Annotated in this window: 11 protein-coding genes and 1 pseudogene; 7 read left to right on the top strand and 5 right to left on the bottom strand. The window is 42.3% G+C overall.

What is annotated here, in order from left to right; genetic code table 11:
• Positions 1 to 37: 37 nt before the first annotated feature.
• A complete protein-coding gene (locus tag AHMF7616_RS12080; RefSeq protein WP_115373114.1) occupies positions 38 to 514 on the bottom strand; it encodes a Dps family protein in 477 nt (158 codons plus the stop codon).
• Positions 515 to 911: 397 nt separating this feature from the next.
• Positions 912 to 1,802 (bottom strand): succinate--CoA ligase subunit alpha, encoded by an 891-nt coding sequence (gene sucD / locus AHMF7616_RS12075; protein WP_115375585.1) that lies wholly within the window; start codon positions 1,800 to 1,802, stop codon positions 912 to 914.
• 347 nt (positions 1,803 to 2,149) lie between these two features.
• Here sucD and AHMF7616_RS12070 point away from each other — a divergent pair.
• The 3 genes and pseudogenes from AHMF7616_RS12070 to AHMF7616_RS12060 all read left to right on the top strand — a co-directional run.
• Positions 2,150 to 3,127: pseudogene (locus AHMF7616_RS12070) on the top strand (PLP-dependent cysteine synthase family protein); the annotation flags it as partial.
• Between the two features lie 407 nt (positions 3,128 to 3,534).
• Positions 3,535 to 4,803 carry a sensor histidine kinase gene (locus AHMF7616_RS12065; protein ID WP_115373112.1) on the top strand — a complete coding sequence of 423 codons (1,269 nt, stop codon included), beginning with the start codon at positions 3,535 to 3,537 and terminating at the stop codon, positions 4,801 to 4,803.
• A gap of 11 nt (positions 4,804 to 4,814) precedes the next feature.
• The gene (locus tag AHMF7616_RS12060; protein ID WP_115373111.1) at positions 4,815 to 5,243 is read left to right on the top strand and encodes a response regulator; all 429 of its coding nucleotides are present in this window, start codon (positions 4,815 to 4,817) and stop codon (positions 5,241 to 5,243) included.
• A gap of 347 nt (positions 5,244 to 5,590) precedes the next feature.
• Here AHMF7616_RS12060 and AHMF7616_RS12055 read toward each other — a convergent pair whose 3' ends face one another.
• Positions 5,591 to 7,069, bottom strand: coding sequence for a malectin domain-containing carbohydrate-binding protein (locus AHMF7616_RS12055; protein WP_394335783.1), 1,479 nt, complete (start codon positions 7,067 to 7,069; stop codon positions 5,591 to 5,593).
• A 17-nt stretch (positions 7,070 to 7,086) separates the two neighbouring features.
• On the bottom strand, positions 7,087 to 9,168 hold the full coding sequence (locus AHMF7616_RS12050; RefSeq protein ID WP_115373109.1) for a choice-of-anchor tandem repeat GloVer-containing protein: 2,082 nt from the start codon (positions 9,166 to 9,168) through the stop codon (positions 7,087 to 7,089).
• 881 nt (positions 9,169 to 10,049) lie between these two features.
• Here AHMF7616_RS12050 and AHMF7616_RS12045 point away from each other — a divergent pair.
• A complete protein-coding gene (locus tag AHMF7616_RS12045; protein WP_233507511.1) occupies positions 10,050 to 11,105 on the top strand; it encodes an SMP-30/gluconolactonase/LRE family protein in 1,056 nt (351 codons plus the stop codon).
• Positions 11,106 to 11,285: 180 nt separating this feature from the next.
• On the opposite strand, the gene AHMF7616_RS12040 is transcribed toward AHMF7616_RS12045, so the two are convergent.
• Complete coding sequence (locus AHMF7616_RS12040; RefSeq protein ID WP_199474200.1) at positions 11,286 to 12,530, bottom strand: PQQ-dependent sugar dehydrogenase; 1,245 nt, start codon at positions 12,528 to 12,530, stop codon at positions 11,286 to 11,288.
• Positions 12,531 to 12,818: 288 nt separating this feature from the next.
• On the opposite strand from AHMF7616_RS12040, the gene AHMF7616_RS12035 reads away from it, so the two are divergent.
• The 3 genes from AHMF7616_RS12035 to AHMF7616_RS12025 all read left to right on the top strand — a co-directional run bounded on the left by AHMF7616_RS12035 (position 12,819) and on the right by AHMF7616_RS12025 (position 16,364).
• On the top strand, positions 12,819 to 13,775 hold the full coding sequence (locus AHMF7616_RS12035; protein WP_115373108.1) for a DMT family transporter: 957 nt from the start codon (positions 12,819 to 12,821) through the stop codon (positions 13,773 to 13,775).
• Between the two features lie 804 nt (positions 13,776 to 14,579).
• The gene (locus AHMF7616_RS12030) at positions 14,580 to 15,068 is read left to right on the top strand and encodes a hypothetical protein (RefSeq protein WP_115373107.1); all 489 of its coding nucleotides are present in this window, start codon (positions 14,580 to 14,582) and stop codon (positions 15,066 to 15,068) included.
• A 276-nt stretch (positions 15,069 to 15,344) separates the two neighbouring features.
• Positions 15,345 to 16,364 (top strand): LacI family DNA-binding transcriptional regulator, encoded by a 1,020-nt coding sequence (locus AHMF7616_RS12025; protein ID WP_199474199.1) that lies wholly within the window; start codon positions 15,345 to 15,347, stop codon positions 16,362 to 16,364.
• The last annotated feature ends 836 nt before the right edge of the window (positions 16,365 to 17,200 follow it).

Genomic DNA, 17,200 nt, shown 5'->3' with positions numbered 1-17,200 from the left:
CCTTCCTGCTTTTGCTTTTTTTAAATTTTTCAAGTTCTTACCCGTTCAGAAAAGCATTGAGCATCCATAGGGTTTTTTCGTTTTCGTTCAGGTCCGTGCTTAAAAGATCCTCGGTACCTTCATCACCACTTTCGTCCGCCAATTTTAGAATTTCCCGCTCCAGTTTAATTAATAAAGTAATATTTTCAATAGTAGTTCCTACGGTTTCGCGGTCGGAAGTCAGATTATGCGTTTCTTTAATGGAGGAATTACCGATAAATTCTGAAAAGCTGTGTAAGGGTGTATAACCCAGAGTTAAGATGCGTTCGGCTATTTCATCAATGCGGGTGAGGGCATTGGTATACAATTCCTCAAACTTGGCGTGCAACTGAAAAAAATTACTGCCTTTAATGTTCCAGTGAAAGCCACGTACATTTTGGTAATAAATATGATAGTTGGCCAGGAGTTCGTTTAGCTTGGTAGCCAGTTCCTGATTGCTCTTTTTCTCCAGGCCGGTTACGGTTAAGTCTTGCATAGTTTTATAGAATTACTTAGTTGTTCTTTCTTACGTACGTTTTAAACCTGCAAATACCCTTTAAGGTTTAAGAAAACTTTTCCGAAAAATTTTCTTAGCGGAGCAAAACACAAAAAAAGAGATGCCCTAAAGCATCTCTTTTTTAAAAAAGTAAGTCTAGCGTCTAAAATCTAGATACTAAATAACGTGCGTTTGAGATAAGCAAACCCTACCTGAAATATTAGCTAATCTTCTGTATTAGAGTCATTCTGGAAGAATCTAACCGGTTACTTACGGGTTAGATTCTTCCAGAATGACTCTAATAGACGGGAAACACAGTCGTTTTATCTTTTTGGCTAATTCAGGGATGTTTTTATGTTGTTAAGGGCTTTTCTCGAACGCACGTTAATTATCTGATTTACGCTTCAATTGTTTCGCCTTTTAAAACTTTGGCCATGGTTTCCCCAATGTTGGCCGGCGATTTTACCACGTGAATGCCGCACTCCTGCATAATCCGCATTTTCGCTTCGGCTGTGTCGTCTGCTCCGCCAATAATAGCGCCCGCGTGGCCCATCCGGCGACCTTTCGGGGCCGTTTGACCCGCGATAAAGCCTACCACTGGTTTTTTGTTACCGGTTTCTTTGATATACTGCGAGGCCATGGCTTCGTAGTTGCCGCCAATTTCGCCAATCATGACAATGGCGTCGGTATCGGGGTCGTTCATTAATAGTTCTACCGCGTTTTTGGTAGGCGTACCAATAATGGGGTCACCGCCAATGCCAATTGCCGTGGAAATACCTAAACCCGCTTTTACAATCTGGTCGGCGGCTTCGTACGTTAACGTACCTGATTTAGACACTATACCAATGCGACCGGGAGCAAAAACAAAGCCCGGCATAATGCCCACTTTGGCTTCGCCGGGAGTAATTACGCCGGGGCAATTCGGACCAATTAAGGTTAAAGGTTTATGGCTGATATACTCCTTCACAAATATCATGTCTTTGGTTGGAATACCTTCGGTGATGGTAACAATCACGCTAATGCCGGCATCGGCGGCTTCCATAATCGCATCAGCGGCAAACGCCGGGGGTACAAAAATAATGGTTACGTTGGCCCCGGTTTCGCGCACGGCATCAACCACCGTATTAAAAACAGGCCGATCCAGGTGGGTGCTGCCGCCTTTCCCCGGGGTTACCCCGCCTACTACGTTCGTGCCGTATTCAATCATTTGCTGGGCATGAAACGAACCTTCGGAGCCGGTAAAGCCCTGGACAATTACTCTTGAATCTTTATTTACTAAAACACTCATGTTAGTAAGTTTAATATTAAAAGGTATGGGGTGTGCTGCAATAGGTGCTGCAAAAATAGTTTTTTTTAAGTCTGCTCCAAACAGAAATAAGTTTTTACCGGATAAATTTAACCGGCTCGAAGGAAAGCGCAATATCAAATAAAAATTAAAATGAAAGATTCCCTGCCGCATCAGGAACTCAACCTATCGGTAAAATTTTAAATTTTATTAGACGAGGTCCGTAAGAAGTAAAAGAACTAACCTTGCTTGCTGTTCATTAATTCTTAAATAATTAGCTTACTTTTGTAAAGTAATAAAAAATTATAAACCAGGTATTACCTGATTTTCATTCTGATAAAAAGCATTTCATGTATTTAAATCATATTTCTGAAGCAATTGGCCGGACACCCTTAGTAAAGCTAAATAAAGTAACCGCAGGTATTCAGGCTACCGTGCTGGCTAAAGTAGAATATTTTAATCCGGGTAATTCGGTTAAAGACCGCATGGCTCTTAAAATGATTGAGGATGCGGAAAAAGCTGGTCTGCTGCAACCCGGCGGAACCATTATTGAAGGTACCTCGGGCAATACCGGTATGGGATTGGCTTTGGCCGCTATCGGTCGGGGTTATAAATGCATTTTTACGCTCACCGATAAGCAGAGCAAAGAAAAAATGGATATTTTACGGGCCGTTGGCGCCGAGGTTATTGTTTGTCCCACCAACGTAGCCCCCGAAGACGAGCGTTCGTACTACTCGGTAGCCAAGCGTTTAAACCGCGAAATTCCTAATTCTTTTTACCCAAACCAATACGATAATTTATCAAACACGGCGGCGCATTACGAAACGACCGGACCGGAGATCTGGGAACAAACCAATGGTAAAATAACGTGTTTGGCTACCGGTGTAGGTACCGGGGGTACTATTTGCGGCATTGCCAAATACTTAAAAGAGCAAAATCCGGCAGTAAAATCAATTGGTATTGATACGTACGGCTCTGTTTTTAAAAAATACAAGGAAACCGGTATCTTCGACGAAAACGAAATTTATCCCTACAAAACCGAAGGAATTGGCGAAGATATTTTACCTAAAAACGTTGATTTTAATTTAATCGACCAGTTTATAAAAGTTACCGATAAAGACGGTGCCGTAATGACCCGGCGTTTAGCCAAAGAAGAAGGTTTGTTCGTGGGTTGGTCGTGCGGTTCGGCGGTGTATGGCGCTTTGGAATACGCCCGCGAAAACTTAACCGAAGCGGATATTTTAGTCGTGATTTTACCGGACCACGGCACTCGATACTTAGCTAAAATATATAATGACGAATGGATGCGCGAGCAAGGATACTTAGATTAGAAATCGGCAAACACGTTAAGTAAAAGCACTTCTGGGTTAGTACGGGAGTGCTTTTTTGTTTAAAACAATTCTGTAAAGCATTATCCATTTTAATAAATACTGGAATTTTGAATTTATAAAAGCATAATTCAGATCTTGTTTACTAATAGTGATTTTAAGTTGCGCTTCTTTTGCGGTGAGCGTTAACAATATCTGGTGACTATGCAAAATTGCATAATTAATTACCCAATTTAAGATTTTGTTAAGTTAACCAGTAAAAAAAACACTTAAGTGCCATCAGAGCCAATTACCAATAATGCATTACGTATCATTAAAGTTATATTAACTTTTACAGCTGGTGTTTACCTGATCGGAAAAGAATACGCAAGAGGGTACATTATCTTTTTTGAAATCTAAAACACTCTATGAAACAATTATTCAATTTGGTTGATACCAGTACTTTTATGCCGCATGGCCATTGTTACCAATGGAATAAAGCTATATTGTGGCCAACCGTGGTGGGCGATGCTTTAACGGGAATAGCTTATTTTTCAATCCCGTTTATGCTTTTTTACCTGGCTCAAAAGCGGAAATATTTAGTGCAAAAGCACGTATTCATTTTATTCGGGATGTTTATACTGGCTTGTGGCACTACGCATTTACTGGATATCTGGACGGTTTGGGACCCGGTTTATGATATAGCTAGTTTAGTAAAGGTAGTAACCGGACTTTTGTCTTTAGGCACAGCGTTTATTTTACTGCGGTCATTGCCCAAAATACTGCTTATTCCTAGTGCCGATACGCTGGCCATGGCCAACTCGGAGTTGCTGTTGCAAATGAAAGAAAGACATAAAGCCGAGGCGGCGTTGCGGCAGGCAAATGATGAATTGGAAAACCGCGTAAACCAACGCACTGCTCAATTAATTCGGGTTAACCGGGAATTAGAAAAAGAAGTAGAATTTAGAAAAAAAGTGGAAAAAAACCTGATTGTTAAAAACGGGGAGTTAATACGCATTAATGCCGACCTGGATAATTTTGTTTATTGCGCCTCGCACGATTTAAAATCGCCGGTTATCAACGCCGAAGGTTTAATAACTGTTTTAAAAGAAGAATTACCGGGTGTAGATCCTGATATTTCCCAGGTTTTTGGCAAGTTGGAGTATTCTATCCACCAGATGCACCGCACCATCAACGACTTAACTCAGGTAAGTAAAATTCAAAAAGACACGGAAGAAGAGCACGAGTTTATTTCTTTCGCCACTATTTTAGATGAAGTCACTGCTAGTCTGGCCGAAGTCATCCAACAATCCGGCGCAGTAGTTCATACCGATTTTACCGCCAACCCTAAAGTTTGGTTTTCGCGTAAAAATTTAAAAAGCGTGCTGTACAATTTGGTAAGTAACGCGATTAAGTACCGGTCGCCGGATCGATTGCCCGTGGTTAGCGTAACCAGTGCTGCCGTTAATAATTATGTGGTAGTAACGGTAACCGACAACGGTATAGGTATAGACTTGCCTAAACACGAAAAAAAAATATTTTCTTTATTTAAACGGTTACGCGACGATGTGGAGGGCAGCGGAGTAGGTTTATTTATCGTGAAAAGAATTATGGATTTCAACCAAGGTAAGATAGAAGTGGGCAGCACCCCCGGAGAAGGCTCTACCTTCCGGGCTTACTTCCCGAATAAGTCATAGAAAGTAAACATATGCGAAAACTAAAAGGCGTTTTATTGATTGATGATAACGAAACCAGCAATTTCCTGAATCATCGTTTATTAAACCGGATGGAGATAACCGAAAATATCCGGGTTTTTTCGAATGGACAATACGCCTTGGATTACCTTCATAAACTTAATCGAGAGGACTATGATCAGGCAGATCCAACGTACTTTAAACCCGATCTGATATTGCTAGACGTAAACATGCCCATGTTGGATGGTTTTGAATTTCTGGAAATTTACCACCAGGAACTCAGCCACGACTTAAAGCAAGGTACGGTTGTCGCCATGCTATCCACATCCTCGCATCCGCAGGATACCATTCGGGCGGCAGCGTTTGCGGCACCTTATATCGTAAAGCCTTTAACCGCCGATAAGGTAAACCAATTATTAACCGAAAAATTTGCCATTAGTTAGTTGCCATAGAGATTAGCCCGGATGCGTAATCATACATCGCTTTTTAAGAATTTAGGTAACGGGGTTACTTAAACAATCGTAGCGGTTGTTTCTTTTTTAAAATTTTAGTAGGCTGGCTGAACACTACTAATTACAGGAGGCTTTATAGCTCGTGCTTAATTGCCTTGACTAGTAACCCTAACCTGGCTATGGGAAATTATAAAAAATATTGGATGGCTAAATATAAGTATAAAGACTACCGCATTTCAATAGCCATGGATGGTGCCCTCGTGCGTAAAATAAGATGCTAAAAGCCTTAACAAAAGCGAAACATCAAACCCGATGTTCCGCTTTTGTTAAGGATTAGCTTAGCGTTTTACAAATCGGTAAATCTGGATGCCAGCCGAAGTTTGGACGTGAAGTTGATATAAGCCGGGCTGCAACGATTCCACATTTACTTCTACCTGACTGGCTTGCACCGGTTCGTGCAAGGTTTTAACGGTGTAGCCTTTGCTGTCGGTGATGGTGCCGGTAAATACCGCCGCTGATTCGCTCAAAGTTAGGTGCAACGAATTTACCGCCGGATTCGGGTATATTTTGCTAACTATCAAAGCTTTAGTTTCAACTTTGGAGCCGGTGGCAAAAGCATCGGCAGCTCCCGCGGGCACTACTTCAATCGCCGATACACAAGCTTTATCGACCACCGATACAAAAATCAGGTTTAATTCTCCATCCGTTACCAGAATGTTTTTACTGGCGATCACGGCTTTTTTAGAACTACCGGCCACCGCTACAATGTCGTAGTTTGTTAACCAGGCGGTACCTTCGCCGCTGACGTTAAATTTACGCAAACCAGCCGTGGTATAGAAGGTTTCGGCAAAGTGCAGCTTTACCTGGTAGTTGCCGTTGGTAACCGGAATATGATAGCTAAAGCTGCCGCCGTTCGTAGCAGCCCGCCGATTGTCCTGGTACAAGGCATCGTCAGTAGTACCCTCAATGGCGGAAGTAGTGGTTGAGATACCCGTAACCCCGCTGAAATAAGCATCGGCCGCAAAATGGCCGAGCGAGGTGGCTACGGCGGCTCCACCGGTATTTAAGCGCACCATATTCTCGGTATTCGTAACAGTAACCATAAGCGCTTGTTCATCGGACAAAGCCGGCGAGCCGTTATCGGTAACTTTAATTTTAAAAGCAGTACTGCCAACAGCCGCCGGCTTCCAGTTGAAAACACCCGTGGTAGCATTAATGCGGGCCCCCGCCGGAGCGCCTACTAATGAAAAGGTTTTGGTCTGGCCGGCATCCGGATCGGTAGCCGTAGCCGTGAAATTTACAGTGGAACCCAGCACTACGGTTTTATTGCTGATGGTGGCTAAAACCGGGGCATCGTTTACCGGACTAACAGTAACGGTTACCGTAGCGGGTGCCGAAACGAGGCAGCCAACACTTACGGTAAACGTAAAGGTATCTTTGCCGGTAAAATTAGCTTTAGGCTTGTAGGTGCGGGTAGCTCCGGAACCGGTTATGGTACCGTTTTTAGGTTGTGTTTTTATGGTAAAGGTAAGTGGCTCGCCGCCGGAGCCCGTTAGAGTTAATGTTTTCGGATTATCTTCAACGGTAGTCAGGTTTTGAGGATTAGCCACCAACGGATTAGCCTTTTGCACGATTAAGCTGCCCAGCGGCGTACCTCCATCCGTAATTAAATTAAAATGACGCAGCACACTAAACTTACCTCCCGTGGTAATCCGGAACAAAGTACCTGCTCTGTTTTTACCACCCTTGCTGGTCATTCCGTAAAAATTCCCATCGGAAGCTTGAACCAGATTGCCGGTGGGGGTTTGGCCATCAATATCACCCGATAAACGTTTTAATACGGAATAACTGCCGGTTGGTGTAATTTTAAAAATGGCGCCGTCGTAAGAACTGCTGCCCCGGAACTAGTGGTACCGTAGAGGTTACCGTCTTTGCCCAAAGTAAGGCTACCCAGCGGGGAACTTCCGTCGGCAATAATCTGCAAATGGCGTAATACTTTAAAGGCTCCGGTGGGCGAAATTTTAAAAATAGTGCCGTAATTATACATGCCGCTGGTACTGGTGGTGCCATAAAAGTGGCCATCGGCGCCTTGCACTAAATTACCGGCCGGGTAGCGACCATCGGCGGTGGCTTCTAAATTCCACAGAATAGTAAATGCACCAGCAGGTGTTATTTTAAAAATAGTGCCGCCGTTCTGAGCTCCGCCATATTGAGCCAGGCCGTAAAAGTTACCGTCTTTGCCTTGGGTTAAACCACCTTGCGGATTGCTGCCCTCGGCGGTTTTTAAATGACGTAATACGGTATAGGATCCGCCGGGAGTAATTTTAAAAATAGTACCTGCTCCGGTGGCACCCCCTTGAGAGGTTGTTCCGTAAAAATTACCATCGGTACCCTGCACCAGGCTGCCCAGCGGTTCACTGCCGTCGGTGTTTTTATTTAATGACCGGAGTACCGTGTAAATGCCGCCGCATACTTTAAAAATGGTCCCTTGATTATAGATGCCTCCTTCGCGGGTAGTACCATAGTATGCTCCATCTTTCGCCAGAATAACACTTTCCTGGGGTGCGTTGCCCGTAGAGCCGCCGTTCAAACTGTTGAGTACCGTAAAGGTGCCAGTGGGGGTTATTTTAAAGATAGTACCGAACAAGTTTTTACCACCTTCAAAGGTCATCCCGTAAAAATTACCGTCGTTGTGGCGAAACAAAGTGCCGTTCGGATGGGCGCCGTCATTGATTTTGGTAAAAGAATATAAAACAGAAAGCGTGCCTTTGGTTGTAATTTTAAAAACCGAGCCATCGCCGTTAGCGCCGCCGTAATAGCCCATACCGTATAAAGCGCCATCAGGGCCTTGTACTAAACTACCAATAGGGTTGCTGCCTTGTTTATTCTCTAAATGATGAATGACGTTAAAAGAACCGCTGGTGGTAATTTTAAAAATTGTGCCTACGTAATTAGCTCCTCCGCGGGGCAGCGTGCCATACAAATGGCCATCGGTGGCCGATACTAAGTTGTTGCCTTGCGGATAAATGCCGTCTTCGGTCTGTAAATGCCGTAGCACCGTAAATTTACCGGCCGGCGTTATTTTATAGATAGTGCCGAATTTGTAGGTTCCACCCCAGTACGTCATGCCGTAAAAACTATCGTCTTTTCCTTGTACCAGGCTCCCGTAAGAATTACCACCATCGTTGGTGTAATCAAAAGATTTTAACACGGTGAAAGTACCGCCCGGGGTTAACTTAAAAATAGTGCCGTAGCCATACGCTCCGCCGCTGTAAGTGGTACCGTAAAAATTGCCATCTTTCGCAATGATCAAATGACCGTTGGGCCGGCCACCGTCAGTAGGACTGTTAAAGTTTTTGATGATGGTGAAAACACCCGCCGGCGAAATTTTAAAAATGTTGCCGTAACTATTGGGGCTACCCGAACTGGTCATGCCGTAAAGGTTGCCATCGGCACCCTTTACTAAACTGCCCTTGGGATACCCACCGGTGGTATTAAGATCAAATTGATGCAAAACCGTAACGGCCCCGGACGGCGTAATTTTAAAAACGGTTCCGTAATTATACGTGCCGCCGAGCGAAGTAAGGCCGTAAAAATTACCATCGCTGCCTTTGGTTAAACTTCCTTCCGGATTTTTACCCCAGTCGGCAAAGCCTTTAATAATGGAGTAATTAGCGCCGGTAGTTTTCATTGAAAATAAAGTGCCTTTTCCCTGGGGGCCGCCGTTGGAGGTAAGTCCTACTAATTCTTCCTGGGCGTAAGCGGGCCCAAAAGCGGCCAACAGCCAGTACAAGCTAAGAATAGCCACAGCTGTTAGCCGGGATTTTTGGCTATAACGATTAGTAAAAACCAGTCGGGGTACGGCGTACCGGGTCGTAAAATTTAAAAAAATGGGTTTGTTTAAATGTGTCTGCATAGATTGGGTTTAGTTAGTAAAAGTGAAATGTTGTAACAACCAACTCCCGGCAAAGAAGTCCGGGCAAGCGGGTAGAATGGCACTCAGCGCAGCATGTATTTTATTGTAAAAAGCTATATCACCTAATAAATACTCCTGGAAAAGCATTTAAATAACGGAGTACAACAACCAAATACGGGATGCAACAAGTATGTATTAACCTAATAGACCGGGCTTATAGGTCTAAAAAGTATTAGGAATAACTTGTAATAAAAAAGGATTTGCAACTAGAATAATCAAGGACACCCAGTCTTAGGATTGTCACTACAAAATCAAATATAAGAAATATAAAAATAGGTTGCCGTTATAAAACTATTTTTTCTTTTAATAATTCTATATAATTAATTACTATTGCTATTATTCCAATTTCATTTTGTAACTAAACCTTTTGTTCTGTAAAGTTAGTAGGCAATTAGCGGTGATGAAATACGTAGTACTCCCTAGTTTTGCTGGTTCTCATTCGATAAACCAATTTTTTTAATTTTCAGAATTTAAATTTTAAATCTCGGTTTTGAAAGCTTCCTAAATGCAAGCCAGAGAAATCAGGTTGGTACTTTAATGAAATTAATCATAACCCAGAATACATGGCAACACGTTATTTTTCAGGTCTTCCGGAAACTTAGCACAGCATGTTAATCCAGAAATCCTTATTATTACTCAGCTTTCTTATCCGGTTATTGTTTTATAGAATACTTTGCTTGTTTTTATTTTAGAAAGTGATGGCAAGTAGAAAATGAAAGTAGCGCTTGTTCTACCCGGCGCTGCCCTTGCTTTGGCAACGGCTTAGTAGAAAGTGAAATTTTAAAAAACGATCTATCGCTCTACCCTAAATAGCTAACACCTTGCGAACTGTAACTTATATTGTAGTAGTATTCTTATTCACGGGTTTAACCTTCTCGTGCCAACAACGCGAGAAAGCCGCCACTATCCCTCCAACCAGTGCTACCCCTATGTCGCAAACACCAATTACCACCACCGGAACCATTGAAAAGTTTGATAATGCTCTGGACCAGATAATTAAACCGGGTGCCAAAATTGAAATTCTGGCCAAAGGATTTACCTGGTCGGAAGGTCCGTTATGGTTACCTCAGGAGAATAAGCTAATATTTTGTGACATACCGCCCAACACGATCTACCAGTGGACCGAAAAATCCGGCTTAGAAGTGTATCTAAAACCATCGGGTTATACCGGCACCATTCCGCGCGGGGGCGAAGTGGGCTCCAATGGTTTAATTTTAGATAAAGAAGGCCGCCTGGTGCTTTGCCAGCACGGCGACCGGCGCATGGCCCGCCTGGATGCCCCGTTAGATGCTCCGGTTCCCAAGTTTTTCACTATTGCTGACCGCTACGAAGGAAAAAAACTGAATAGTCCGAATGATGCGGTTTACAAAAGTAACGGGGATTTATACTTTACCGATCCGCCGTACGGCTTAGAAAAAAACATGGACGATCCGGCCAAAGAACTGCCGTACCAAGGCGTTTACCGGGTAACTCCTGACGGAACCGTGCATTTATTAACCAAAGAACTGAGCCGCCCCAACGGACTGGCTTTTTCGCCGGACGAAAAAACGTTGTATATCGCTAATTCCGATCCGAAGCGCGCTATTTGGATGGCTTATGATGTGCAGCCCGATGGCAGTATCGCCAACGGCCGGGTATTTTTCGACGCTACCGCCATGCTGCAAAAAGAACCGGGCAATCCGGATGGCTTAAAAGTTGCCCAGAACGGCGTTTTGTTTGCCACCGGTCCCGGCGGTGTTTTAATTTTTTCGCCGGAAGGCAAACATCTCGGTACTATCAAAACCGGGCAATCCACCGCAAACTGCGCCTTTAACCCCGACCAAAGTGTGTTGTACATCACGGCGCACATGTATTTAATGCGGGTGAAAATCAAGTAATAAAGTTATTAGAACTGGTACTGACAAGACGTTATCGCCTGAAGTAATAAGGAAAACCATCTCATCTGATTAGATAGGATAATTCGGTAAAGGCCTTGAAATTTAAAAAACTTACTGTAACGTCATAAAAAAGGAGTCGCTGATCGGCGACTCCTGTGTTTAAGGGGGTATTTGCCCATTTTATTTAGCAGCTTGGGCATTAACTGCGGTAAAGGTGTAAATTTTACCATCACCGTACGAGCACACGTATAATTCATTATTGGCATCTTCGCCGAACGAAGAAATGTTACCGTCTAATTTCATTAAAGCCGCATTTTCGTATTTTCCATTCGCCTGGGGAGTTAACGTCCAGATGTTGCCGGTTACGTAATCGCCGTAAATGTATTTGCCTTTGAGAGCCGCTAGTTTTTTGCCGCGGTATACGTGCCCGCCGGTTATAGATTTACCCGTGTCCATGCCCTGCTGATACGAATGCACCGGTAAGGCGTAACCCGTTTTGTCGCAGTCTTCGGGTTTGAAACACTCGTTGGCTTCCATTACGCGCCAGCCGTAATTCTGACCGTTTTTTACAATATCTACTTCTTCAATTTTATTCTGACCAACATCGCCGGCCCATAAATTACCGGTAGTTTTATCAAAGCTAAACCGCCAGGGGTTGCGCAAGCCGTAGGCGTAAATTTCTTCCCGGAAGCCTTCTTTATTGCCTTTAAACGGATTATCAGCCGGAATGGAATATTTTAAATTACCCGCGGGTTTGTTCACGTCTATCCGCAAAATTTTACCCAGTAAGCTGGCTTTATTCTGGCCGTTGTTGTGCGGGTCGCCGCCGCTGCCGCCATCGCCGGCCGCAATGTACAAATAACCATCGTTGCCGAAAGCTACTTTGCCGCCGTTGTGATTACTAAATGGTTGCTCATAAGTCAGCAATACCACTTCCGAAGCTGGGTCGGCCTGGTTAGGGTTACTTTTACTTACCTGAAACCGGGAAATGGCCGTTTCTAAATCTTTACCCCGGGTGTAGTTCACGTAGAAATAACCATTTTTTTTAAATTCCGGATGAAAAGCTAGGCCCAGCAAACCGCGTTCGCCGCCACTTACCACTTTGCTCGTGATATCTAAAAATTTCTGAGTGGTTTTTACGCCGGGGTTATTCGGAAACACGTGAATCACCCCTTCCTGGGCAATCACAAAGTTCCGATTGGTACCATCGTCAGGACTCACAAACTCCACCGGCATCTCAAAAGTAAGATTTGGAAATGCTACTTTTAATTGCACATTAGCCGCGGCTTTATCTTTAGGAATAGCATTACCGGGGTTTTTTACCCGGAACAAAGCCCCGGAGGCACTTTGCTTATTCTGGCGGGCTTCCAAAATGGCCAGAAAACCAAACATCAGTAGTAAACTAACCAATAAAAGCTTATTCATTTTTTTCATATATTATAACTGACTTAGGGTTTTTAGTAGATAAAGGTCGTATATCTTTTCATTTAACTCTTCCGGCTCCGGAAGGTTATTAATTCGTTTTCTTTTTCGGGAAAGGCAGGTTAGCAAAGTTTTCATTCTGCCATTACAAAGTTCAGCCACTTAAATTGATACGCACCAGCTTAGGCTTCCACCGGATGGTTGCCTGGAGGGCGAGGTTGGAGTTACCAGCCCGGCTGCTTACATTTACACACCCCGATTTTTTAAATTCTTTACTCTTTTTGTAATACGATGAAAACTCCCCTGACGTTAAATAAACCCGTTAAGACCAAGCTTGATAGCAAGCAGTTAGCCGGGGCGCTCATTGTTTTATTAGGAGCAGTTTGTTTTTCTTCGAAAGCCGTAATTGTGAAATTAGCTTACCAGTACCACATCGATTCGGTTTCGTTGTTGGCTTTACGTATGTTGTTTTCACTGCCATTTTTTCTGTTAATTGCTTTTTTTTCGCGCCATAAAGAAGTGCCGGCGGTGCCGGTTAGTGTTAAAAATTACCTCTTATTAGCGTTTTACGGATTAATGGGCTACTATCTGGCCAGTTTATTCGATTTTATGGGTCTGCAATACATTACGGCTGGTTTGGAACGCCTGATTTTATTTGTTTACCCAACTTTGGTGGTTGTGTTCTCCCGGGTGTTTTTAGGTAAAAAAATCACGCAAAGTCAATACCTTGCTTTAGCCCTCACGTACTCCGGCGTATTGCTGGTGCTTCTCGGCGATGTAGAAGTACAAAATAGTAAACATTTGTTAAAAGGCGGTTTGTTGGTTTTTGCCAGTGCGGTTACGTATGCCCTTTATTTAATGGGAAGCGGCATTCTTATTCCCCGATTTGGGTCGGTGCGGTTTAATTCGTATGCTATGTCGGTGGCGGCGCTTGGGGTATTTAGCCACTACCTGATTAATCACGGTGGAGCCCAGTTATTAAATTACGCACCGGCGGTATACGGTTATAGCGTCTTAATGGCCATTGTGGCTACAGTGGTTCCGTCGTACCTAATTGCCGAAGGAATCCGGCTGGTTGGAGCGGGAAACGCCGCCATTATTGGTAGCGTGGGTCCGATATCCACTATTTTGCTGGCTTTTTTGTTTTTAGGCGAAACCGTTTCATTGGTACAATTAATCGGAACCGGCGTGGTATTAAGCGGCATTTTGCTGATTACTATCAAAAAGGAAAAATTAGTTAAGTCTTAACAAGATTAGATCTTAATAGACAGCCTCATTTTCTTACGGCAGTAGTAATGAAAACATAATTTCTGTTGTACAGCTAAATGCCTAAGCAGCCAGGTTATTGTTCAACAAAGGGGCAAAGATAAAAAAGTAGGTCTGTTTATTTTGAAAGTGCTACCCCAATCCAAACTAAATGAGCAAAATTTTAAAAACAGCCGTTCAAAACAAAAGTGAACAAGAACGAATAAGATTTCTAGATTTTATGGAAAAGCAGGAGATTGCTTTAGATGAATATAAATCAATTTAAAGAATTTAGAAAGTATAAAATTCAATGCGTTCTTTATCTAAATGATAAAGGCAAAAAGAAATTTAGATGAATGGATACTGTAATAGTTTTGGGACGGACTGGAGAAAAAATAATAATTTAGGTGTTTGATGGAGGAAACTGTTATTTCACCTTGCGGCTAAATCTTTCGACTAGTGCATGTATGGCTATACGTACCAATGGCTATGCCGAAAATTACTTGTAAACACTATCTAAGCAAAGAGTTCCCTCATTGTTGCCTTAGCATTTGCCTGATTTTTAGAATAACAAGTGGGATTACCGGTACGTGGTTCACCTTAAGCAGTACCAGGGCTTGCTTTCGCTGCAATCCGGATGTTATTTAATCGAAGCTCTGCAAACAATAGAATTATTGTTGGTTCGCCATTAAATTTTAAATTAAAACAGAGCTGGTTTTATAATAAAAGAACCGGTTGAATGTTTGCGTTAATTCCCTTATTTTACGCCAAAATATCCATTATTCATCTTCTGCTTACTACCCACTCATGCTGTTAAAAAACTTGTGCTTGCTCGTATGTCCGTTGCTTATTTCTTGCGCCAAAAATACCGCTGAACTTAAAACACTCCCAGCTTCTAAGCCTATGGTAGGAACCTGGCAACTCGTAACCGGAACTCTGATCGAAAAAGGTGATACTACGGTAACCGATTACACCAAGAATATTGCTTTTATTAAAATAATCAACGATACCCATTTTTCATTCTTGCAGCACGATTTAAAAAAAGGCAAGGATTCTGCGGCGGTTTTTGCAGCAGGAGGGGGGAGTTACACCTTTGCCGGTGATACCTACACCGAACACCTGGAGTACTGCTCCGACCGGGCCTGGGAAGGACACGATTTTCCGTTTGCGATCACCATTAAAAACGACACGCTTACCCAACGGGGTATCGAGAAAATTGAAAGTTCCGGCATAAACCGCGAAAACATTGAAAAGTACGTCCGGGTAGCCAGTAACTCAACCGCATCTTTACACTAAAGATTATTTCCGGTGTTAGAATATGGTTATAAGGGGTAGGAACCTGAAGAACCTTGTACTGATTATTCAGCAACAATCCTCCGGGAAAAAGTTTTTTTGAAATTTCAAGACCGCGGCTGCAAATAACCAGCTGATTATTTTTCCTGAAGCTTCCGAAATTTAAAAATGCCCGGATTTCCTGCGAGTTTACCTGCTTGGCAAACTTAAATTGCCCGCGTTGATAAAGTTTAATTTGCGAAAAACATTTCTTCCGGTATTTTTACCGGCAGCCGGAAAATGTACATGGAATCCATTAATATCAAGCAATTAGCCAAAGCTCTTAATTTATCTACTTCTACCGTTTCGCGGGCCTTCCGGAACAACAGCGATATTAATAAAGAAACCAAGGAACGGATTTTGGCTATGGCCCGGGAGCTTAATTACCAGCCCAACCATTACGCCAGCAATTTACGCGAACGGAAAAGTAAAACCATTGCGGTTATTGTACCGGAGTTAGCCAATAATTTTTTTCTGCAGGCTATAAACGGTTTAGAGCAGGTAGCCAGCGAAAAAGGCTATCATATTTTAATTTACCTTACTTACGATAAATACGAGAAAGAAGTAGCCTTTATTAACGATTTGCACAACGGCCGGGCCGATGGCATTATTATGTCGGTTTCCGGCGAATCGGCGAGTGAGCACCGTTATTTGCACCGGCTTAAAAGCAAAAATATCCCCTTGGTTTTCTTCGATCGCATTTACGAAGATATTGAAGCGCCCCGGGTAACCAGCAACGATTACGAAAGCAGTTTTGCCGCTACCGAGCACCTAATTAAAAGTGGCTGCGACCGGATTGCTTTTTTAGTGATTCACAAAAACTTATCGATTGGTAAAATGCGCATGCAGGGTTACCAAGATGCTTTGCAGAAACACCGCCTGCCGTACCGCGACGAACTCGTAATAGATTGCAGCAACGATCCCCAAAAAAACTACCGGATTTTAAACCAAGCTTTTAAAAAATGGAAGCCTAATGGGGCTTTTGCCGCCGTAGAGCGCCTGGCTATTGCCAGTTATTACGTTTGCCACGATGCCGGTATTGCCATACCCCAAGATTTAAAAATAATCAGTTTTTCTAGCTTAGAAATTGCTCCTCTCCTGAATCCTTCCTTATCCACTATTTCGCAACCAGCCTTTGCTATGGGCTACCAAGCCGCTACGTTGTTGTTTCAATCGATTGAAAATGGTATAGAGCAAGCGCCCATGGAACATATTGTGTTGCAATCTAAGTTAATTAAACGCCAGTCTACCGCCAAGTAAACGTTTCTATTAATTTAATCCATTAACCACCCTCGCAGTACAGGCTATGGCTTCCTGTTGTGTGTTGCTATAACAATCTGCAGCTAGCTTCCTATTTTAAGAATAAAGGTTTAAAATCATCTTTAATAATTTTTTGAACAAGTTGCTTATTGAAAAGCTTTATTCCAAACCTTTTAAGTAGCTAAAAATCAAATTCATAAATTGATCTGTTTTATTAAAAATGGCGCAATGAATCTCTTGAAAATTTAAAAAATTTATATAGAAATTCTTATTTTAATAAAAAGGATTAAAACAGATAAAATAAAAATAATCCTAAATATTGTTTTAGTTACAATATGTTCCGGGAACGATGCCAAACCTGGAAAAATTCAAGTCCTGGCATCGTTCCCGGAACATATTGGTTTTGGTTTAAATAAGGTATTTAACGTATCATTTCGGGAACGTTCCCATAAATCATTTAAATTATTTTCGAGAAGGAAAAATTTAATTTTAACCTCGTATTATTTAAGGTAAGTAGTTAAAAATGAAATAAATAAGATTAAATTACGCCAAGTATTTTAAAATAAATAGTGGTTAATAAAGGTAATTCTACTTTGGTAACAGTGGTATTTTTTAAAAATTTTAAGCTTGAATTTGGAAATGTGAGAAAGCCTCTTGAAATTGATGTAAAAACAAGGTTATTAGGAGCTTATTTAAAGTTTGATTTATTAGAATGATTATATTTTAAAAGGTTTTATATGTGTTTGTTTTTTTAAAAGGATGATTTCTCCCAAAAGTTGCGGCTTTACATTCCTTTTAGTAGTAAAATTAATGCTTTGAAAAAGCTTATTTTTAGA

Source organism: Adhaeribacter pallidiroseus (assembly GCF_003340495.1).
In the GTDB taxonomy this organism is placed as follows: Bacteria; Bacteroidota; Bacteroidia; order Cytophagales; family Hymenobacteraceae; genus Adhaeribacter; species Adhaeribacter pallidiroseus.
This window is presented reverse-complemented; position numbering and strand designations above follow the sequence as displayed.